Source organism: Streptomyces sp. MS191 (assembly GCF_008042125.1).
GTDB lineage: Bacteria > Actinomycetota > Actinomycetes > Streptomycetales > Streptomycetaceae > Streptomyces.
The window spans coordinates 2328161-2344457 of record NZ_RDBI01000040.1; the positions used below are offsets into that span (position 1 = coordinate 2328161).

General features: G+C 72.2%; 16 protein-coding genes and 2 pseudogenes. 9 read left to right on the top strand and 9 right to left on the bottom strand.

Annotated features, from left to right (window positions below; all coding sequences use genetic code 11):
* Positions 1-2: 2 nt before the first annotated feature.
* The 6 genes from EAO71_RS17685 to EAO71_RS17705 form a co-directional block, all read right to left on the bottom strand.
* Complete coding sequence (locus EAO71_RS17685) at positions 3-842, bottom strand: sulfurtransferase (protein WP_147978602.1); 840 nt, start codon at positions 840-842, stop codon at positions 3-5.
* A 148-nt stretch (positions 843-990) separates the two neighbouring features.
* A complete protein-coding gene (locus EAO71_RS40045) occupies positions 991-1071 on the bottom strand; it encodes a putative leader peptide (protein ID WP_350497993.1) in 81 nt (26 codons plus the stop codon).
* A gap of 194 nt (positions 1072-1265) precedes the next feature.
* Positions 1266-1955 carry an LmeA family phospholipid-binding protein gene (locus EAO71_RS17690; RefSeq protein WP_147978603.1) on the bottom strand — a complete coding sequence of 230 codons (690 nt, stop codon included), beginning with the start codon at positions 1953-1955 and terminating at the stop codon, positions 1266-1268.
* A gap of 92 nt (positions 1956-2047) precedes the next feature.
* Positions 2048-3280 carry a hypothetical protein gene (locus tag EAO71_RS17695; RefSeq protein WP_147978604.1) on the bottom strand — a complete coding sequence of 411 codons (1233 nt, stop codon included), beginning with the start codon at positions 3278-3280 and terminating at the stop codon, positions 2048-2050.
* A gap of 10 nt (positions 3281-3290) precedes the next feature.
* A complete protein-coding gene (locus EAO71_RS17700) occupies positions 3291-3545 on the bottom strand; it encodes a MoaD/ThiS family protein (RefSeq protein WP_147978605.1) in 255 nt (84 codons plus the stop codon).
* 45 nt (positions 3546-3590) lie between these two features.
* Positions 3591-4397 (bottom strand): alpha/beta hydrolase, encoded by an 807-nt coding sequence (locus EAO71_RS17705; protein WP_147978606.1) that lies wholly within the window; start codon positions 4395-4397, stop codon positions 3591-3593.
* A 260-nt stretch (positions 4398-4657) separates the two neighbouring features.
* Here EAO71_RS17705 and EAO71_RS17710 point away from each other — a divergent pair, with 260 nt between their 5' ends.
* From EAO71_RS17710 to EAO71_RS17730, 5 genes are all read left to right on the top strand, one after another.
* Positions 4658-5458, top strand: coding sequence for a response regulator transcription factor (locus tag EAO71_RS17710; RefSeq protein ID WP_147978607.1), 801 nt, complete (start codon positions 4658-4660; stop codon positions 5456-5458).
* Positions 5459-5482: 24 nt separating this feature from the next.
* Positions 5483-6505 (top strand): LacI family DNA-binding transcriptional regulator, encoded by a 1023-nt coding sequence (locus EAO71_RS17715; RefSeq protein ID WP_147978608.1) that lies wholly within the window; start codon positions 5483-5485, stop codon positions 6503-6505.
* Between the two features lie 155 nt (positions 6506-6660).
* Positions 6661-7725 carry a S1C family serine protease gene (locus tag EAO71_RS17720; RefSeq protein WP_147978609.1) on the top strand — a complete coding sequence of 355 codons (1065 nt, stop codon included), beginning with the start codon at positions 6661-6663 and terminating at the stop codon, positions 7723-7725.
* 71 nt (positions 7726-7796) lie between these two features.
* Complete coding sequence (locus EAO71_RS17725) at positions 7797-8510, top strand: response regulator transcription factor (RefSeq protein WP_147978610.1); 714 nt, start codon at positions 7797-7799, stop codon at positions 8508-8510.
* Positions 8507-9922: a sensor histidine kinase gene (locus EAO71_RS17730; protein ID WP_147978611.1), complete on the top strand. Its 1416-nt coding sequence runs from the start codon at positions 8507-8509 to the stop codon at positions 9920-9922. The genes EAO71_RS17725 and EAO71_RS17730 overlap by 4 nt, the downstream gene beginning before the upstream one ends.
* A 69-nt stretch (positions 9923-9991) precedes the next feature.
* Here the strand turns inward: EAO71_RS17730 and EAO71_RS17735 are convergent, their stop codons facing one another.
* Both EAO71_RS17735 and EAO71_RS17740 read right to left on the bottom strand, forming a co-directional pair.
* A complete protein-coding gene (locus tag EAO71_RS17735; protein ID WP_147978612.1) occupies positions 9992-10858 on the bottom strand; it encodes a phosphatidylinositol-specific phospholipase C in 867 nt (288 codons plus the stop codon).
* Between the two features lie 141 nt (positions 10859-10999).
* Positions 11000-12814, bottom strand: coding sequence for a bifunctional metallophosphatase/5'-nucleotidase (locus EAO71_RS17740; RefSeq protein ID WP_147978613.1), 1815 nt, complete (start codon positions 12812-12814; stop codon positions 11000-11002).
* A gap of 145 nt (positions 12815-12959) precedes the next feature.
* On the opposite strand from EAO71_RS17740, the gene mshD reads away from it, so the two are divergent.
* From mshD to EAO71_RS40050, 4 genes and pseudogenes are all read left to right on the top strand, one after another.
* Complete coding sequence (gene mshD, locus EAO71_RS17745) at positions 12960-13886, top strand: mycothiol synthase (RefSeq protein WP_147978614.1); 927 nt, start codon at positions 12960-12962, stop codon at positions 13884-13886.
* Positions 13887-14001: 115 nt separating this feature from the next.
* Positions 14002-14385: a GntR family transcriptional regulator gene (locus EAO71_RS17750; protein WP_147978615.1), complete on the top strand. Its 384-nt coding sequence runs from the start codon at positions 14002-14004 to the stop codon at positions 14383-14385.
* Entirely contained in the window at positions 14382-15242 is an 861-nt protein-coding gene (locus EAO71_RS17755) for an ATP-binding cassette domain-containing protein (protein WP_147978616.1), read from the top strand. The genes EAO71_RS17750 and EAO71_RS17755 overlap by 4 nt, the downstream gene beginning before the upstream one ends.
* A gap of 206 nt (positions 15243-15448) precedes the next feature.
* Positions 15449-15793, top strand: a pseudogene (locus EAO71_RS40050) (ABC transporter permease); the annotation flags it as partial.
* 275 nt (positions 15794-16068) lie between these two features.
* On the opposite strand, the pseudogene EAO71_RS40055 reads toward EAO71_RS40050, so the two are convergent.
* Positions 16069-16297, bottom strand: a pseudogene (locus tag EAO71_RS40055) (hypothetical protein); the annotation flags it as partial.

The following is a 16297-nucleotide window of genomic DNA, read 5'->3' on the forward strand; positions in this document are numbered from 1 at the left end:
TCTTACTTGTTGGCGCCGAGCTCGATCGGCACGCCGACGAGGGAGCCGTACTCGGTCCACGAGCCGTCGTAGTTCTTGACGTTCTCGACGCCCAGGAGCTCGTGCAGCACGAACCAGGTCAGCGCGGAACGCTCACCGATGCGGCAGTAGGCGATGGTGTCCTTCGCCAGGTCGACCTGCTCGTCCTCGTAGAGGGCCTTGAGCTCGTCGTCCGACTTGAAGGTGCCGTCGTCGTTGGCGTTCTTCGACCACGGGATGTTGCGGGCGCTCGGCACGTGGCCGGGGCGCTGCGACTGCTCCTGCGGGAGGTGCGCCGGGGCGAGCAGCTTGCCGGAGAACTCGTCGGGCGAGCGGACGTCGACGAGGTTCTGGCTGCCGATCGCGGCCACGACGTCGTCGCGGAACGCGCGGATCGCGGTGTTCTGGGCCTTGGCCTTGTACTCGGTGGCGGGACGGGCCGGGACCTCGGCGACCAGGTCGCGGGAGTCGAGCTCCCACTTCTTGCGGCCGCCGTCGAGGAGCTTGACGTTCTCGTGGCCGTAGAGCTTGAAGTACCAGTACGCGTAGGAGGCGAACCAGTTGTTGTTGCCGCCGTAGAGGACCACGAGCGTGTCGTTCGCGATGCCCTTGGCCGACAGGAGCTTCTCGAAGCCCTCCTGGTCGACGAAGTCGCGGCGGACCGGGTCCTGGAGGTCCTTGGTCCAGTCGATCCGGATGGCGTTCTTGATGTGGTTCTTCTCGTACGCCGAGGTGTCCTCGTCGACCTCGACGATGGCGACCTTCGGGTCGTCGAGGTTGGCCTCGACCCAGTCGGCGTCTACCAGGACGTCGCTGCGGCTCATGCTGTTCTCCTCCGGGGCAGTCTTCGGCGGTGTGGTGCGGTGTGGCGCAGGATGGTGCGGGTACGCGTCATCGCGTGCGTACGGGCTACACGGGTGACCCCGACGGTGCGTCAAAGGGTCTGAGGAATACGGGATTCGGACGTCCCGCTCAGACGGAGCGACAGAGCATGGCGGCGACGCGGCACAGGTCTACTGCCCGCCGCTTCGTGAGATCCGCCTGTCGCTTCATGCCCTCGATCGTAGGGACGGACAGGCGGCCGTGTCACCGGTGTGTCGTATTTTGAGACGCGATCGTCCGAGGAGTGGGACGCGTGCCCCCGGAAAGCAGCGACGGACGCCCCGCGAGCGGGGCGTCCGTCCAGTGTTTCTACGCTTCGGACGGGGGCGTCTCACCATGTGGCACGCCGCCGTCTGCGGGCCGTCTCAGCCGGCGAGGACCACGTCCTTGCCGGTCACGGCGATCGCCACACCGTCCTCGCGGGCCTCGACGCTCTCCAGCTTCATGCCCGCGGGCAGGCCGCCGATCTCCCGGTCGAAGTCGGTGCGCTGCCGGATCGCGTCCTCGATGCCGGGGATGCCTTCGAGCGGCACCTTGTCGGCCCGCACCCGGATCGTGTCCCCGTCCACCAGCGTCACCGTCGACACGACGCTGCGGGTGACCGTGCGCCCCAGGATCCGGACGCCGCCGGTGACCTTGAGCTTGCCGTTGCCGCCGTAGGCCACGACGACGTCGCGGTCGGCCGCGGCGGCCAGGTCGTCGTAGGAGATCAGCGCGGTGCCGGTGGCGGAGCCCGCCCGGGCGCTGGTGTAGTCGCCGTTCAGCGTCACGTCGCGGAGCGCGGCGGTCATCCGGCCGATCCTGATCTTCTTGCCGCCGGCCGTGGCCTCGACTCCGGTGAGCGTGACGTCGACCTCGTCGAAGCGCTTGTCCATGATCTGCGTCAGGAAGGGGAAGCCCTTGATGTCGACGTCCGTCGAGCCGGCCCGGGCGGGGCCCAGCCGGACGCGGTCGGCGGCCTCCGATTCGGCGTAGGACACGGCGAGGCGGTCCACACCGACGAGGATCCCGCCCAGCACGACGGCCATGATCAGCAATACGCGCAGTGCTCGCATGGCCTGTACGTCCCCCTCGAAGCTTCGCAAACGGATCCGGCCCCCCGACACGAAGATCGACGTGTCGGGGGGCCGGTTGGTTCCCTCGGGGCTCAGAACAGGACGCGGCCGAGCAGGTGGACGGCCGGTGCCGCCAGCGCCAGCGGCAGCGCGACGCCCGCCGTCATGTGCACGAAGCGGGACGGGTAGTCGTAGCTGGCGACCCGCAGGCCGGCCAGCGCGCAGACGCCGGCGCCCAGGCCCAGCAGGGCGCCGGAGGCGGCGTCCGGGCCGACGGCCCCGCCGGCGGCGATCCCGGCGCCCGCCGCCGCGAGGAGCGCCACCACGACGGAGGCCGGGCCCGGCAGCGGCAGCGCGCGGGCCAGGACGGCGGCGGCGACCGCGAGCCCGCCGACGACCACGGCGTCRGGGGCGGAGCCGAGGTGCCCGGTGGCCACGACCGTCAGGGCCGCCGAGGTGACGGTGGCCATCAGGCCGTACATCCGCTCGTCCGGGTCGGCGTGGCTGCGGAGCTGGAGGACGAGGGTGAGCAGCACCCAGACGCCGAGGGTGCCGAGGATCGCGGCGGGCGCGTGCTCCCGGCCGGCGGCCAGCAGGACGACGTCGGCGACCAGCCCGCCGGCGAAGGCGAGGGCGATGCCCTGCCGGGCCGGCCACATGCCGTTGAGCCGGAACCAGCCGGCGGCGGTGACCGCCTGGAGCAGCACCACCGGCACGAGCAGCGCGTAGGACCCGACGGCCGCGCCGGCGGCGAGCAGGCCGCCCAGGACCGCGGTGAGGGCGGCCGGCTGCATCCCCGGCGCGATGATCGGCGAGCGGCCTTCGGCGCGGGCGCGCTGGGCGTCGGTGACCCGGGCGTTGCCGGTGGTGGTGGGCGCGGAGTAGGCGGGCCCGCCGGCCCCCGCGAGCGGGGCGTCGGGCGCGGCCGGTGTCTCGGCCGGGAGCGGCACGGCCTGGGTGCCGAAGGCGTTCGCGGCGGGCCCGTACGGGTCGGCGGGCGGCCGGGGCGCCACGTGCTGCGGCGCGAGGTGGGCCGTCCCGTCCGACGGGTACGCCTGGTGGAGGGGCTGCTGGGCCTGGGCCTGCGCCTGGTACGCCGCCGGGTGGGCCGGCTGCTGCCCGGCGTCGTGCGGCGCCGGCTGCCCGGCGTGGTGCGCCGGCGGCTGCTGCGCCGGGTACGGCCGGACCACGGGCTGGTACTGCGTGTCCCAGGTCTGGCCCTCCCACGTCTGCGTGACGTCGGGGTCCTGGTACCCGTACCGCGGCTCCTGGTGCTGCTGTCCCGTGGCGTACGGATCGTACGGATGCTGCTGATCGCTGCTCATGCTGTGCGGTTCACCCTCCTGCGAACGGCGGGAGCACCTCGACCGTGCCGCCCTCGGCAAGGCGTACGGTCTCATGGCCGCGGGTCCCGACGGGGTCACCGTCGACGAGGAACGAACACCTCTGGAGTACCCGGACGAGCTCGCCCGGGTGCCTCTCGCGGGCCGCCGCCAGCGCCTGCGCCAGGTTCTCGGCGGTGTACGGCTCCTCGGCGACACCGGCGGCGGCCTTGGCCGCGGCCCAGTAGCGGATGGTCCCCGCTGCCATAGCGGCGCTCCCTTCGTTCGTGTGCGCGCCGCTCCCCATGATGGGCTATCCGTCCGCGAGCCAGTCCCCGAGGCGGCCCAGCAGTTCGTCGTCCGCGGCGTTCTCCGCGTGGCCCATCCCCCGTTCCAGCCAGAGCTCGGCCTCGCCCGCCGCCGCCAGCATCCGCGGATGGTCGACGGGGAAGTACGGGTCGCGGTCGCCGTGCACGATCAGCAGCGGGGTGGGGGCGATGAGCGGGACCGCCTCGACGGGCGACAGCGGCACCGGGTCCCACGGGCGGCGGTCGATCCGGGTGCCGAGCCCGTAGCGGCCGACGAGCCGGCCCACCGGCCGGGTGATCACCCAGTGGACCCGCCGCATCGACGGCGTCCCCCGGTAGTACCAACGGGCGGGGGCGCTCACGGCGGCGACCGCGTCGGTGTGCGCTCCAGTGAGCCCCCGTTCGAGCGCCGCGTGCCTCAGCACCACCGAACCGCCCATCGAGAAGCCCAGCGTCACGACGCGCGAATGCCCCATCTCCCGGGCCCAGCGCACCGCCGCCGAGAGATCGAGGACCTCGCGGTCGCCGACCGTGGAGACCCCGGCCGACCTGCCGTGGCCGCGGAAGGAGAAGGTCACGACCGCCGCCCGCCCGCCGAGGGCCCGCGCGGCCCGGCGCACGGAGGGCCGGTCGGCCGAGCCCGTGAACCCGTGCGCGACGACGACGGCCGTATCGGTGACACTCGTCGTACACGGTTCGTAAACCGCCTCGATACGGACACCGTCATCAGTGAGCAACATTGCACGTCGAGGACCGGAAGTGATCGAGGAAACATCCACCATGTGAAATCGACCCTCTGCCTCGGAACTCATGTGAGCTATTCTGCTTGCCAGAGGATCCGGGCAACGCAGCCCCCGGGTCCTTTTGTGTTTCCCGGCCGTTGTTACGGCCAGATGAACAAAGGCTCTCAGGGCGCGAGAGCCGCCGCAGTACCAGCCGTGATCAAGTGCCGCAGACGCCCCCCACGCCCGGCGTGGGGGGATCCCCTCTCGCAGGGACGAGGAGGACCCGACGTTATGGGCGAGCGAACGAAGCACGACCGACCGACGACGACCCAGGCAGGTGGGGCGCGATGAGTTCACTTCTGCTCCTGACGAACGCGCTGCAGCCCTCGACCGAGGTGCTCCCCGCACTCGGCCTCCTGCTGCACAACGTGCGCGTGGCACCGGCCGAGGGGCCCGCACTGGTGGACACCCCTGGTGCCGACGTCATCCTGATCGACGGCCGCCGCGACCTCCCGCAGGTCCGCAGCCTCTGCCAGCTGCTCCGTTCCACCGGCCCCGGCTGTCCGCTGATCCTCGTCGTCACGGAGGGCGGCCTCGCGGCCGTCACCGCCGACTGGGGCATCGACGACGTGCTGCTCGACACCGCGGGCCCGGCCGAGGTCGAGGCCCGGCTGCGGCTGGCGATGGGCCGCCAGCAGATCGTCTCCGACGACTCCCCCATGGAGATCCGCAACGGGGACCTCTCGGTGGACGAGGCGACGTACAGCGCCAAACTCAAGGGCCGGGTCCTGGACCTGACCTTCAAGGAGTTCGAGCTCCTGAAGTACCTCGCCCAGCACCCCGGCCGGGTGTTCACCCGCGCGCAGCTCCTCCAGGAGGTCTGGGGCTACGACTACTTCGGCGGCACCCGTACGGTCGACGTCCACGTACGGAGGCTGCGGGCCAAGCTCGGACCCGAGCACGAGTCGCTCATCGGCACCGTCCGCAACGTCGGCTACCGCTTCGTCACCCCGGAGAAGGTGGAGCGCGCCGCGGAGGAGGCCCGGGCCAAGGAAGAGGCCCGCGTCAAGGAGGCCGCGCGGGACGTCACTCCGACGGAGGACAGGGCCGAGGTGGTGGAAGCCACAGTGCGACCTGCCGGTAGGTAGGTCACCCCGCGTAGACTGCCGCGCGTGGCCAAGGTGACGCGGGATGACGTAGCGAGACTTGCGGGTACTTCGACCGCCGTCGTGAGTTACGTCATCAACAACGGACCCCGGCCGGTCGCCCCGGCCACGCGCGAGCGTGTACTCGCCGCCATCAAGGAGCTGGGCTACCGCCCGGACCGGGTGGCGCAGGCGATGGCGTCGCGGCGCACCGACCTCATAGGCATGATCGTCCCGGACGCCCGGCAGCCGTTCTTCGCCGAGATGGCGCACGCGGTCGAGCAGGCCGCCGCCGAGCGCGGGAAGATGGTCCTCGTCGGGAACTCCGACTACCGCGACGAGCGCGAGATCCACTACCTCCGCGCCTTCCTCGGGATGCGGGTCTCCGGACTGATCCTCGTCAGCCAGGGCATGAGCGAGCGGGCCGCGAGCGAGATCGAGGCCTGGGACGCCCGTGTGGTGCTGCTGCACGAGCGGCCCGAGGCACTCGACGACGTCGCCGTCGTCACGGACGACATCGGCGGCGCCCAGCTCGCCACCCGGCACCTCCTGGAGCACGGCCACCCGTACGTGGCCTGTCTCGGCGGCGTCCCCAACACCCCGGCCGTCGGCGACCCGGTCGCCGACCACGTCGAGGGCTGGCGGCGCGCGATGGTGGAGTCCGGGCGCTCGGTCGAGGGCCGCCTCTTCGAGGCCCCTTACAACCGCTACGACGCCTACCGGATCGCGCTGGACATCCTCTCGGGCCCGAACCGGCCGCCGGCCATCTTCTGCTCCACCGACGACCAGGCCTTCGGCGTGCTGCGGGCCGCCCGCGAGCTGCGTATCGACGTGCCGGGCGAACTGGCCGTGGCCGGCTTCGACGACGTGAAGGAAGCGGCGCTGACGGACCCGCCGCTGACGACCATCTCGTCCGACCGCCCGGCGATGGCCCGGGCGGCGGTCGATCTGGTCCTGGACGACTCGCTGCGGGTGGCGGGATCGCGGCGCGAACGGGTCAAGCAGTTCCCCTCGGCCCTGATCCTCCGCCGCAGCTGCGGCTGCGCGTAGGACCCGTCCGGGCGACGCCCCGTCCGCGTCCGCGGAGGGGGCGGTCACGGCGGGCCCGTTCCGCCGCAGATCTTTATTTCGGGCATACAGGGTTCTGTCGGGCTTCTCAGGGCCTCCTCAGGAAGCTCTCATGAACGGCTCGCAGAGTCATTGCCATGACGGACTACCCTCACCAGCCGCAGCAGCCGTACTACCCGGCGCAGCCCCCGAGGCCCCCGTACGAGCCGGCGGAGCCCCTCAGCACCGGGCCGGGCACGACGATCTGGCCCTCCGGCGGGCACGTCCCGCCGCCGGCCGCGCCCACCGCCTCCGGCCCCGCACACGCCGCCCCCGAGCCGCGCCGCCGCGCCAAGCGGGGTGCCGGACTGCTCGTGGCCGTGGCGATCGCAGCGGCCGCGGTCGGTGGCGGCACCGCCACCCTCGTCCAGCAGCTCACCGCCGACGGCACCGCGAACGCGTCCGGCGGCGTCAACGGCACGAACGTCGCCGCGAGCAGCCGGGGCACCGTCGCCGGGGTCGCCGCGGCCGTCTCGCCCTCCATCGTGGAGATCTCCGCGAGTTCGACCTCCGGCAAGTCCACCGGCTCCGGCGTGATCATCACCGGTGACGGCGAGATCGTCACCAACAACCACGTCATCTCCGGCGCCGACTCGATCAAGGTCCAGCTGTCGGACGGCACCTCCTACGACGCCGAGGTCGTCGGCACCGACCCCGACAAGGACCTGGCGCTGATCAAGCTCCGGGGCGCGTCCGGCCTGAAGGCGGCCACCCTCGGCGACTCGGGCAAGGTGAAGGTCGGCGACGAGGTCGTCGCCATCGGCTCCCCCGAGGGCCTGACCGGCACCGTCACCAGCGGCATCGTCTCCGCCCTCGACCGCGACGTCACCGTCGCCAAGGACGACGGCCAGGACCGCCGGCAGCCGCAGTACGACCCCCGGCAGGGCTGGCCCTTCGAGTTCGGCGGCCAGGAGTTCAACGGCGACACCGGCTCGTCGAAGACCACCTACAAGGCGCTCCAGACCGACGCCTCGCTCAACCCGGGGAATTCCGGCGGCGCGCTGATCAATTTGAACGGGGAGATCATCGGAATCAATTCGGCGATGTATTCGCCGAGCTCCTCGAACGGTTCTTCGGCCGGCAGCATCGGCCTCGGATTCGCCATCCCCGTCGACACCGTCAAAGCCGATCTGGAACAGCTCCGCTCGGGCGGCGCCAACTGAACGGCGCCCCGCACGACCCCACCGGGCGGAGCGATCCGTACGGCCTGAGCGACCCGTGGGACGCTGGGGCCATGACTCAAGGCGAGCGCATCCTCATCGTCGACGACGAGCCCGCGGTCCGGGAGGCGCTGCGACGCAGCCTGGCGTTCGAGGGCTACGGGACCGAGGTCGCCGTCGACGGCCTGGACGCCCTCGCCACGCTGGAGTCGTACGCCCCCGACCTCGTCGTCCTCGACGTGCAGATGCCCCGGATGGACGGCCTGACCGCGGCCCGCCGCATCCGGTCGTCCGGCTCGACCGTGCCGATCCTGATGCTGACCGCCCGCGACGCCGTCGGCGACCGGGTGAGCGGCCTCGACGCGGGCGCGGACGACTACCTGGTCAAACCCTTCGAGCTGGACGAGTTGTTCGCGCGGATCAGGGCCCTGCTGCGCCGCAGCTCGTACGCGGCGGCGACCGGCGAGGCGCCCGCGGGCGACGTGCTGGCCTTCGGCGACCTGCGGATGGACCTGGCGACCCGCGAGGTGACCCGGGCCGGGCGTCCCGTCGAGCTGACGCGGACGGAGTTCACCCTCCTGGAGATGTTCCTGGCCCATCCCCGGCAGGTCCTGACGCGGGAGCAGATCCTCAAGGCGGTCTGGGGCTTCGACTTCGAACCCAGCTCGAACTCGCTGGACGTCTACGTGATGTACCTGCGCCGCAAGACCGAGGCGGGCGGCGAGCCGCGCCTGGTGCACACGGTGCGGGGCGTGGGGTACGTGCTGCGCGGCGGAGGCCCGGAATGAGAAGTCCGCTGGCCTGGTTCCGGTCGAGACCGCTCCGGTCGAGGCTGGCACTGCTGACGGCGACGGCGGTGGCCGTGGCCGTGGCGGCGGTCTCCCTGGCCTGCTGGCTGGTGACACGGGCGCAGCTGGAGGGCGAGCTGGACGCGGCGCTGCGCCGCACGCAGTTCACCGACCAGCAGGCCCGTGAACTGCTCAACTCCTGCGGCCCGAAGGCGGGGAAGCCGCCGGGGTACCCGCCGTACGGCTCGGACACGCGGCAGATCGTGTCCGCGGACGGCGTGGTGTGCTCGCTCGGCGCCTCGAAGATCCCGGCGACGCCCGAGGACATCGCGGTGGTGGAGCGGCAGGAGCCCTACGCGCTGCACACGACGACGGCCGAGGACGGCTCGCAGATGCGGGTGTACACCTACCCCGTGAGCGACCGGACGGTGGCCGTCTCGGTCGCCCGTCCGCTCTCCGAGATCGACAACTCGATGTCCACGCTCGGCTGGGTCCTGCTGCTCGTCTCCGGCATCGGCGTGGTCGGCGCGGGCGCGGCCGGCCTGTGGGTCGCGCGGGCCGGGCTGAAGCCGGTGGACCGGCTGACCGGTGCCGTCGAGCACGTGGCGGCCACCGAGGACCTGACCGTGCGCATCCCGGTCGAGGGCGAGGACGAGATCGCCCGGCTGTCCCGCTCCTTCAACGCGATGACGGCGGCGCTGGCGTCCTCGCGGGACCGCCAGGCGCAGCTGATCGCGGACGCGGGCCACGAGCTGCGCACCCCGCTGACCTCGCTGCGCACCAACATCGAGCTCCTCGCGCGCAGCGAGCAGACGGGCCGCGCACTGCCGCCCGACGACCGGCGTGCCCTGATGGCCTCGGTGAAGGCGCAGATGACGGAGCTGGCCGCGCTGATCGGCGACCTCCAGGAGCTGGCCCGCCCGGACGCGGCGGCGCCCGGGCCGCTGGAGGTGGTGCCGCTGCACGGCATCCTGCGTTCGGCCCTGACCCGGGCCCGGCTGCGGGGGCCGGAGCTGACGTTCGTCGTCGACCTCGCGCCCTGGTACGTCCGGGCCGAGCCGGCCGCGCTGGAGCGGGCCCTGGTGAACGTGCTGGACAACGCGGTGAAGTTCTCGCCGTCGCGGGGCACCGTCGAGGTGACCCTGATGCGCGGCGAACTGACGGTCCGCGACCACGGGCCGGGGGTCCCGCCGGAGGAGTTGCCGCACGTCTTCGACCGCTTCTGGCGCTCCCCCTCGGCCCGCAGCCTGCCGGGCTCGGGTCTGGGCCTGTCCATCGTGGCCCGCACGGTCCAGCAGGCGGGCGGTTCGGCGGAACTCAGGGCGGCCGAGGGCGGCGGCACGGTCGCGGTGCTCCGGCTGCCCGGCGCACCGACCCCGCCGCCGGAGGGCCGGTCCTTCGCGAAGGACTGAGCCGGCTCAGCCGGTACGGCCGGGCGGCCGTACCGGCTGGGCCGGACCGGGGCGGTCGGTGGTGCCGGGTCAGTTGTGCCGGATGAGGGACTCCACCAGCCCCGGGCGGGTGTTCGGGAAGTCCAGCGGGACGATGCCGAGCCCCTTCCAGCCGGCGCCCTCCGCGCTGTCGATGAAGCCGTGGACCTGCGGGTTGAGGCGGTCGGAGTTCCAGCGGGGCGGGAGCAGGGCTGCCGTGGAGACGTAGTTGACGTACAGCTTGCCGGGCTGGGTGGCCGCCTTGCGGAAGTGGGCCTGGATCTTCGGGTACTTGGCGAACGGCTCGGCCATGTAGTCGTCCTGGATGTCGAAGAGCGCGCCGTCGCCGTACCGGACGCCGGGCAGCCCGCCGTTGTCGGCGAGCAGGACGACCCGGCCGCGGGCCTCGCCCAGGGTGGGCAGGCCGGCCCCGATCCGGAACAGCGAGCGCCAGCCGCGGTTGTCCAGGTAGTCGTCGAAGACGGCGCGGAAGGTGGCGTCGGAGTCCTCGGAGTACTCCTGCTTGACCCGCATGAGGACGGTCTCGGAGGGGTGGGCGGCGAGGAAGTCGCGGCAGGCGACCAGGACGTCGCCGAACATCAGGTTCTGGTAGTACGCGGCGTGGTGGATGGCGAACGAGCCGCCGGTGACCCGGCAGCGCACGTCCAGGAAGCGGATGCCGCTGTTCAACTGGTCGGCGATGGTGGTGTTCTGGCAGGCGACCCACGGCCCGCCGTATCGGGCACCGGAGTCGTGGGTGCCCGGGATGGTGAGCTTCTGGAGCGGGGTGGGGTCGCCGTGGCCGGCCATCCAGTCCTGCGTCGTGAGCACCCGGGTGCGCGCGTGCGCGGGCGGGGCTCCGATGAGAACGGTGGCGGTGGTCGCCGCGGCTCCCGCGAGAAAGCTTCGTCGGTCCATGGCACGGGATTATGTCGGGGACGCGTCAAGAATCCCAGAGTGTGGGACGCACGGGTGGGGCCGCTGGCGCCGGGCCCGGAAACGCGGAGGGGGCGGTGCCCGCCGCAGCGGACACCGCCCCCTCCCGGAGCGCCCGAAGGCTTACTGCACGACCGTGATCCGGTCCGACGCCGGCACCGCCAGCGGGGACGTCGCCGAGGAGTGGGCCGCCAGGTAGGCGTTGAACAGGTCCAGGTCGGACGCGCCGACCAGCTTGTTCGTGCCCGCCGCGAGGGCCGGGAAGCCGTCGCCGCCGCCCGCCAGGAACTCGTTCATCGCGACGCGGTAGGTCTTCGCCGGGTCGATCGCCTCACCGTTGAGCTTGACCGAGCCGTCCACGACGCGGTCCGCGCCCGTCTTGGTCATGTCCAGCGTGTAGGTGAGCCCCTTCGAGACCTGGAGGATCTTGATGGAGGCCGCGTTGGAGCCACTGACCTGCTGCTTCAGCGCGGCCAGCAGGTTCGCGCCGGACAGGTCGACGACGTTCATCATGTTGGTGAACGGCTGCACGGTGAACGACTCGCCGTAGGTCACGACGCCGTCGCCCTCGGCGCCGGAGGCCTTGTAGACCAGGTCCGAGCGGATGCCGCCCGGGTTCATCAGGGCCAGCTGCGCGCCGCCCTTGTCCGCCGGGGCCAGGCCCTCCAGCTGCGCGTCGGCGATCACGTCGCCGAGCGGCTTCTCGTAGGCCGCCGAGCCGCGGCCGTTGATGTCGGCGGCGATGTAGCCCTGCGGCCGGTTCGCGATCGGGGCGGCCAGCGTGCGCCAGTCCTCGATCAGCTTCGTCATGTCGGCGGCCTTCGGGACGTCACGCGTCACGACGTGGTTGGCCGAGTCGACCGACGCGCGGACGATGTCCCGGGTGCGGCGGTCGTAGGTCAGCGTGGTGTCCGTGTACAGCTTGCCGTACGAGGACGCCGAGGTGACCAGGCGCGGCTTGCCGGCCGGGTCCGGGATGGTGCACACGTACGCCTGGTGCGTGTGGCCGGTGACGAGCGCGTCGACCTGCGGGTTCACGTTCTTGGCGATCTCGGCGATCGGGCCGGAGATGCCGGCGCCCGGGCCGGGGCTGTCGCAGTCGTAGTTGTACGAGGAGGAGGCCGGGGCCCCGCCCTCGTGGACCAGGGCGACGATGGACTTGACGCCCTGGCGCTCCAGCACCTTCGTGTACTTGTTGATCGTCTCGACCTCGTCGCCGAACTTCAGGCCCTTGACGCCCTCGGCGGTGACGATGTTCGGGGTGCCCTCCAGGGTCACGCCGATGAAGCCGATCCGGACGCCGTTCTTCTCCCAGATGAAGTACGGGTCGAGCAGCGGCTTGCCCGTCTTCTCCTTCGTCACGTTCGCGGCGAGGTAGGGGAAGTCGGCGCCCTGGAACTTCTGGCCCGGCACGAAGCAGCCGGCCGTCGGGTGACAGCCGCCGTCCTGCATGCGGGCGAGCTCCTTGGCGCCCTCGTCGAACTCGTGGTTGCCGACCGAGGTGACGTCGAGGTCCAGCTTGTTCAGCGCGTTGATCGTCGGCTCGTCGTGGAAGAGCCCGGAGAGCAGCGGGGAGGCGCCGATCAGGTCACCGGCCGCGGCCGTGACGGAGTAACGGTTCCCCTCGCGCGCCTGGCGCAGGTGGGTGGCCAGGTACTCGACACCGCCCGCGTCGATCTTCTCGGTGGTGCCGTCCTCCTTGACCCGCGTGACCTGGCCGGAGGAACCGGCCGGCGGCTCCAGGTTGCCGTGCAGGTCGTTGAAGGACAGGAGCTGGACGTCGACCGTCCGGCCCCAGCCGTGCCCGCCGTGGCCCTGCGCCGACTGCTGCGCCGCACCGGCCGGCATCGCGGCGACGAGCGCGCCGACGGTGGCGAGTCCCGCACCGGCGACGAGGATCCGCCGCCCCGCCCTGTTCTTCCTCGGTGTCGCTGACATCTTTCCCCTTGTCCCCATACGACTACCTGCTCTGCCCGCGCAGCCTAGAGTCAACGCGCGTAGCGCAACAGGGGGTAACGGGTTACAAGAGGGTTGCCGTCGCCTTTCCCGCGGCTCGGCGCACCGCCGCCGTAGGCTCGTACCCATGACTTCTGACGCGGCGCCGGCCCTCGAACCCGGACGCCAGATCCACACCCTCGACGAGCTCTCCCCCGAGCAGGTCCAGGACGTCCTCGACCTGCTGGCGGCCGCCGACCGCGCCGACGGCATGCACGCCGTGTCCGAGCAGGGCCGGCTGTACCTGCGCCACGGACGGCGCGAGGGCATCCGCCACTTCCTCCTCACCGTCGGCCACCAGCTCTACGGCTACGCCCAGCTGGAGGACACCGACCCGGTGGAGGCGCCGGCCGCCGAGCTGGTCGTGCACCCCTCGCACCGCGGCCGCGGGCACGGCCGGGCGCTCGGCTCGGCCCTGCTCGCCGCCTCGGGCAAGCGGCTGCGGGTGTGGGCGCACGGCGGGAAGTCGGCGGCCCGGCATCTCGCGCAGGTACTCGGCCTCACCCTGTTCCGGGAACTGCGTCAGCTGCGCCGGCCGTTGGCCCCGCTCGACATCCCGGAGCCGGTGCTGCCCGAGGGCGTCACCGTCCGCACCTTCGTCCCCGGTCAGGACGACACCGCCTGGCTCGCCGTCAACGCGGCGGCCTTCGCCCACCACCCCGAGCAGGGCTCGCTGACGCAGCGCGATCTCGACGACCGCATGGCCGAGCCGTGGTTCGACCCGAAGGGCTTCTTCCTCGCGGAGAAGGAGGGCCGCCTGATCGGCTTCCACTGGACGAAGGTGCACGCCGAGGAGCAGCTCGGCGAGGTCTACGTGGTCGGCATCCTGCCGGACGCCCAGGGCGGCGGCCTCGGCAAGGCGCTCACCGCGATCGGGCTGAGGCACCTGGCGGCGCAGACGCTGCCGACGGCGATGCTGTACGTGGACGCGGACAACACCGCGGCCGTGACGGTGTACGAGCGACTGGGGTTCGCCACGCACGAGGTGGACCTGATGTACCGCACGGAGTCCTGACACCCGGGCCGCGGACGGCGCGCCGAAGTCCTTCCGAGCAGGGGGCGGTTGACACCGCCCCCTCTCTTCCACCACCCTTTCACTACTTGATTAGTGAAAGGGTGGTGGAAGGAACGTGCTCGAGTACCGGATCGACCGGCGCAGCGGAGTCGCCACCTACCTCCAGATCGTCCAGCAGACGAAACAGGCCCTGCGCATGGGCCTGCTGGAACCCGGCGACAGGCTGCCCACCGCACGCGAGGTCGTCGAGGCGACGGCCATCAACCCGAACACGGTCCTCAAGGCCTACCGCGAACTCGAACGGGAGGGCCTCGTCGAGGCCCGGCGCGGACTGGGCACCTTCGTCCGCACCACGCTCGGGGCCACCCCGGCGGACTCGCCCCTGCGCGGCGAGCTCGCCGACTGGGCGCGCCGGGCCCGCGCCGAAGGCGTCGACCGGGACGACGTCGCCGCGCTGTTCACATCCGTACTGAACGAATTCTTCGAGGGGGACGCATGACAGAGGACACCGCGCTGAGGGCGGAGGGCCTCGGCATACGGTACGGAGGGAGGGCCCGCCGCTGGGCCCTGCGGACGTGCGACTTCGCCCTCCCCACGGGCCGGATCTGCGCCCTGGTCGGCCCCAACGGCGCCGGCAAGTCCACCCTCCTGACCCTCGCCGCCGGCCTCCTCCGCCCCACCGAGGGCACGCTCCACGCCCCGGCCCGCGAACGGCTGGCGTACGTCGCCCAGGACAAGCCGCTCCACCCCCGGCTCACCGTCGCCGACACCCTGCGGATGGGCCGCGAGCTCAACCCGGGCCGCTGGAACGACACCGCCGCCCGGCGGGTGATCGCCGACGAACTCGACCCGCGCACCGTCGTGAACGACCTCTCCGGCGGTCAGCGCACCCGTGTCGCCCTCGCGCTCGCCCTCGGCAAGCGCCCCGAACTGCTTCTGCTCGACGAGCCGATGGCCGACCTCGACCCGCTCGCCCGGCACCAGCTGATGGGCCTCCTCATGGCCGACGCGGCCGAGCACGGCACCACCGTGGTCATGTCCTCGCACATCCTCACCGAGCTCGAGGGCTCCTGCGACCACCTCCTGCTGCTCGCCGACGGCCGGATCCGCCTCGACGGCGACGTCGACGACCTGCTCTCGGCGCACACCCTGCTCACCGGCCCCGTCGCCGAGCTCGCCCCGCACACCGTGATCGACTCCCGCACGACGGGCCGTCAGCTCACGGCCCTGATCCGCCACGAGGGCCCCGTCGAGGGACCCTGGGAGGCCACGCGGCCCTCCCTCGAGGACCTGCTCCTCGCCCACCTCCGCTCCACCGGGCTCCAGGCCCCGCAGCAGGAAGGCATCCTCGCGTGAGCACGCTCGCCCTCAAGGGCTCCTACTGGGTGACGGTCCGCCAGTACCGGCGCACCCTGTGGACCGCCGGCGCCCTCGTCGTCCTCTCCCTCGCCGTGATCGGCGGGCTGCGGATCTGGTCCGGGCGGATCCCCGACCGGCAGCTCCGGGACGGCACCTGGGTCCCGGCCGACGAGAGCCGCGGCTACGAAATGCTGCGCCTGGCCATGGAGTACGCGGGCACGGGCCTGATCCTCCTGCCGCTCCTCGCCGGCGCCTTCGTGGCCGGCCCCCTCGTCGCCCGCGAGTTCGAGTCCGGCACCTACCGCCTCGGCCTCACCCAGTCGGTCGCCCCGACGGCCTGGCTGCGCGCCAAGGTCCTCACCGCCGGCGGCGCCGCCCTCGCGATCACCGTCGTCCTCATGGGCGTCTACCGGATCGGCTGGAGCCGCGTCTCCGGCAGCTACCAGCTCTCCTGGGGCGACCGCGGACCGTACGAGGCCACCGGCGTCGTGCTCCTCGCCTACGTCCTCGCCGCCGTCGCCGTCGGCACCCTCGTCGGCCAGCTGATCCGGCGCACCGTCCTCGCGATGGCCGCCACCGGTCTCGTCATGGGCCTGGTCCTGTTCGTCCTCGGCAGCCTGCGCTGGAGCTTCCTCGCCGTCGAGACGCTCACGGGCCCCGTCAGCCAGGCCGGGGGACCCCTCGAGCCCCCCGGCAACGGGCTCATGATGGACATGGGCCTGCTCACCCGCGACGGGCGGCGCATCGAGGAATGGAGCTGCTTCGACGGCAGGTCCCCCGAGACGTGCTGGGCCGCGAAGAACATCGGCGGCCAGTACGTCGACTACCACCCCGAGTCCCACTTCTGGCCCACCCAGCTGGTCGAGAGCGGCATCCTCCTCGCCCTCGCCGCCCTCGCCCTCCTCGCCGCCTTCCGCGTGCTGCGCGCCCGGCTCCCGTAACGCCGCGCCACCGGAACGAGGGGCCCCGACACGGGGGTGCGGACGAAGGTGCCCAGTCCGCGCCGGGCCTCGACGAGGCCCTCCCGTTCGAGTTCGCGGTAGGCCTTGAGG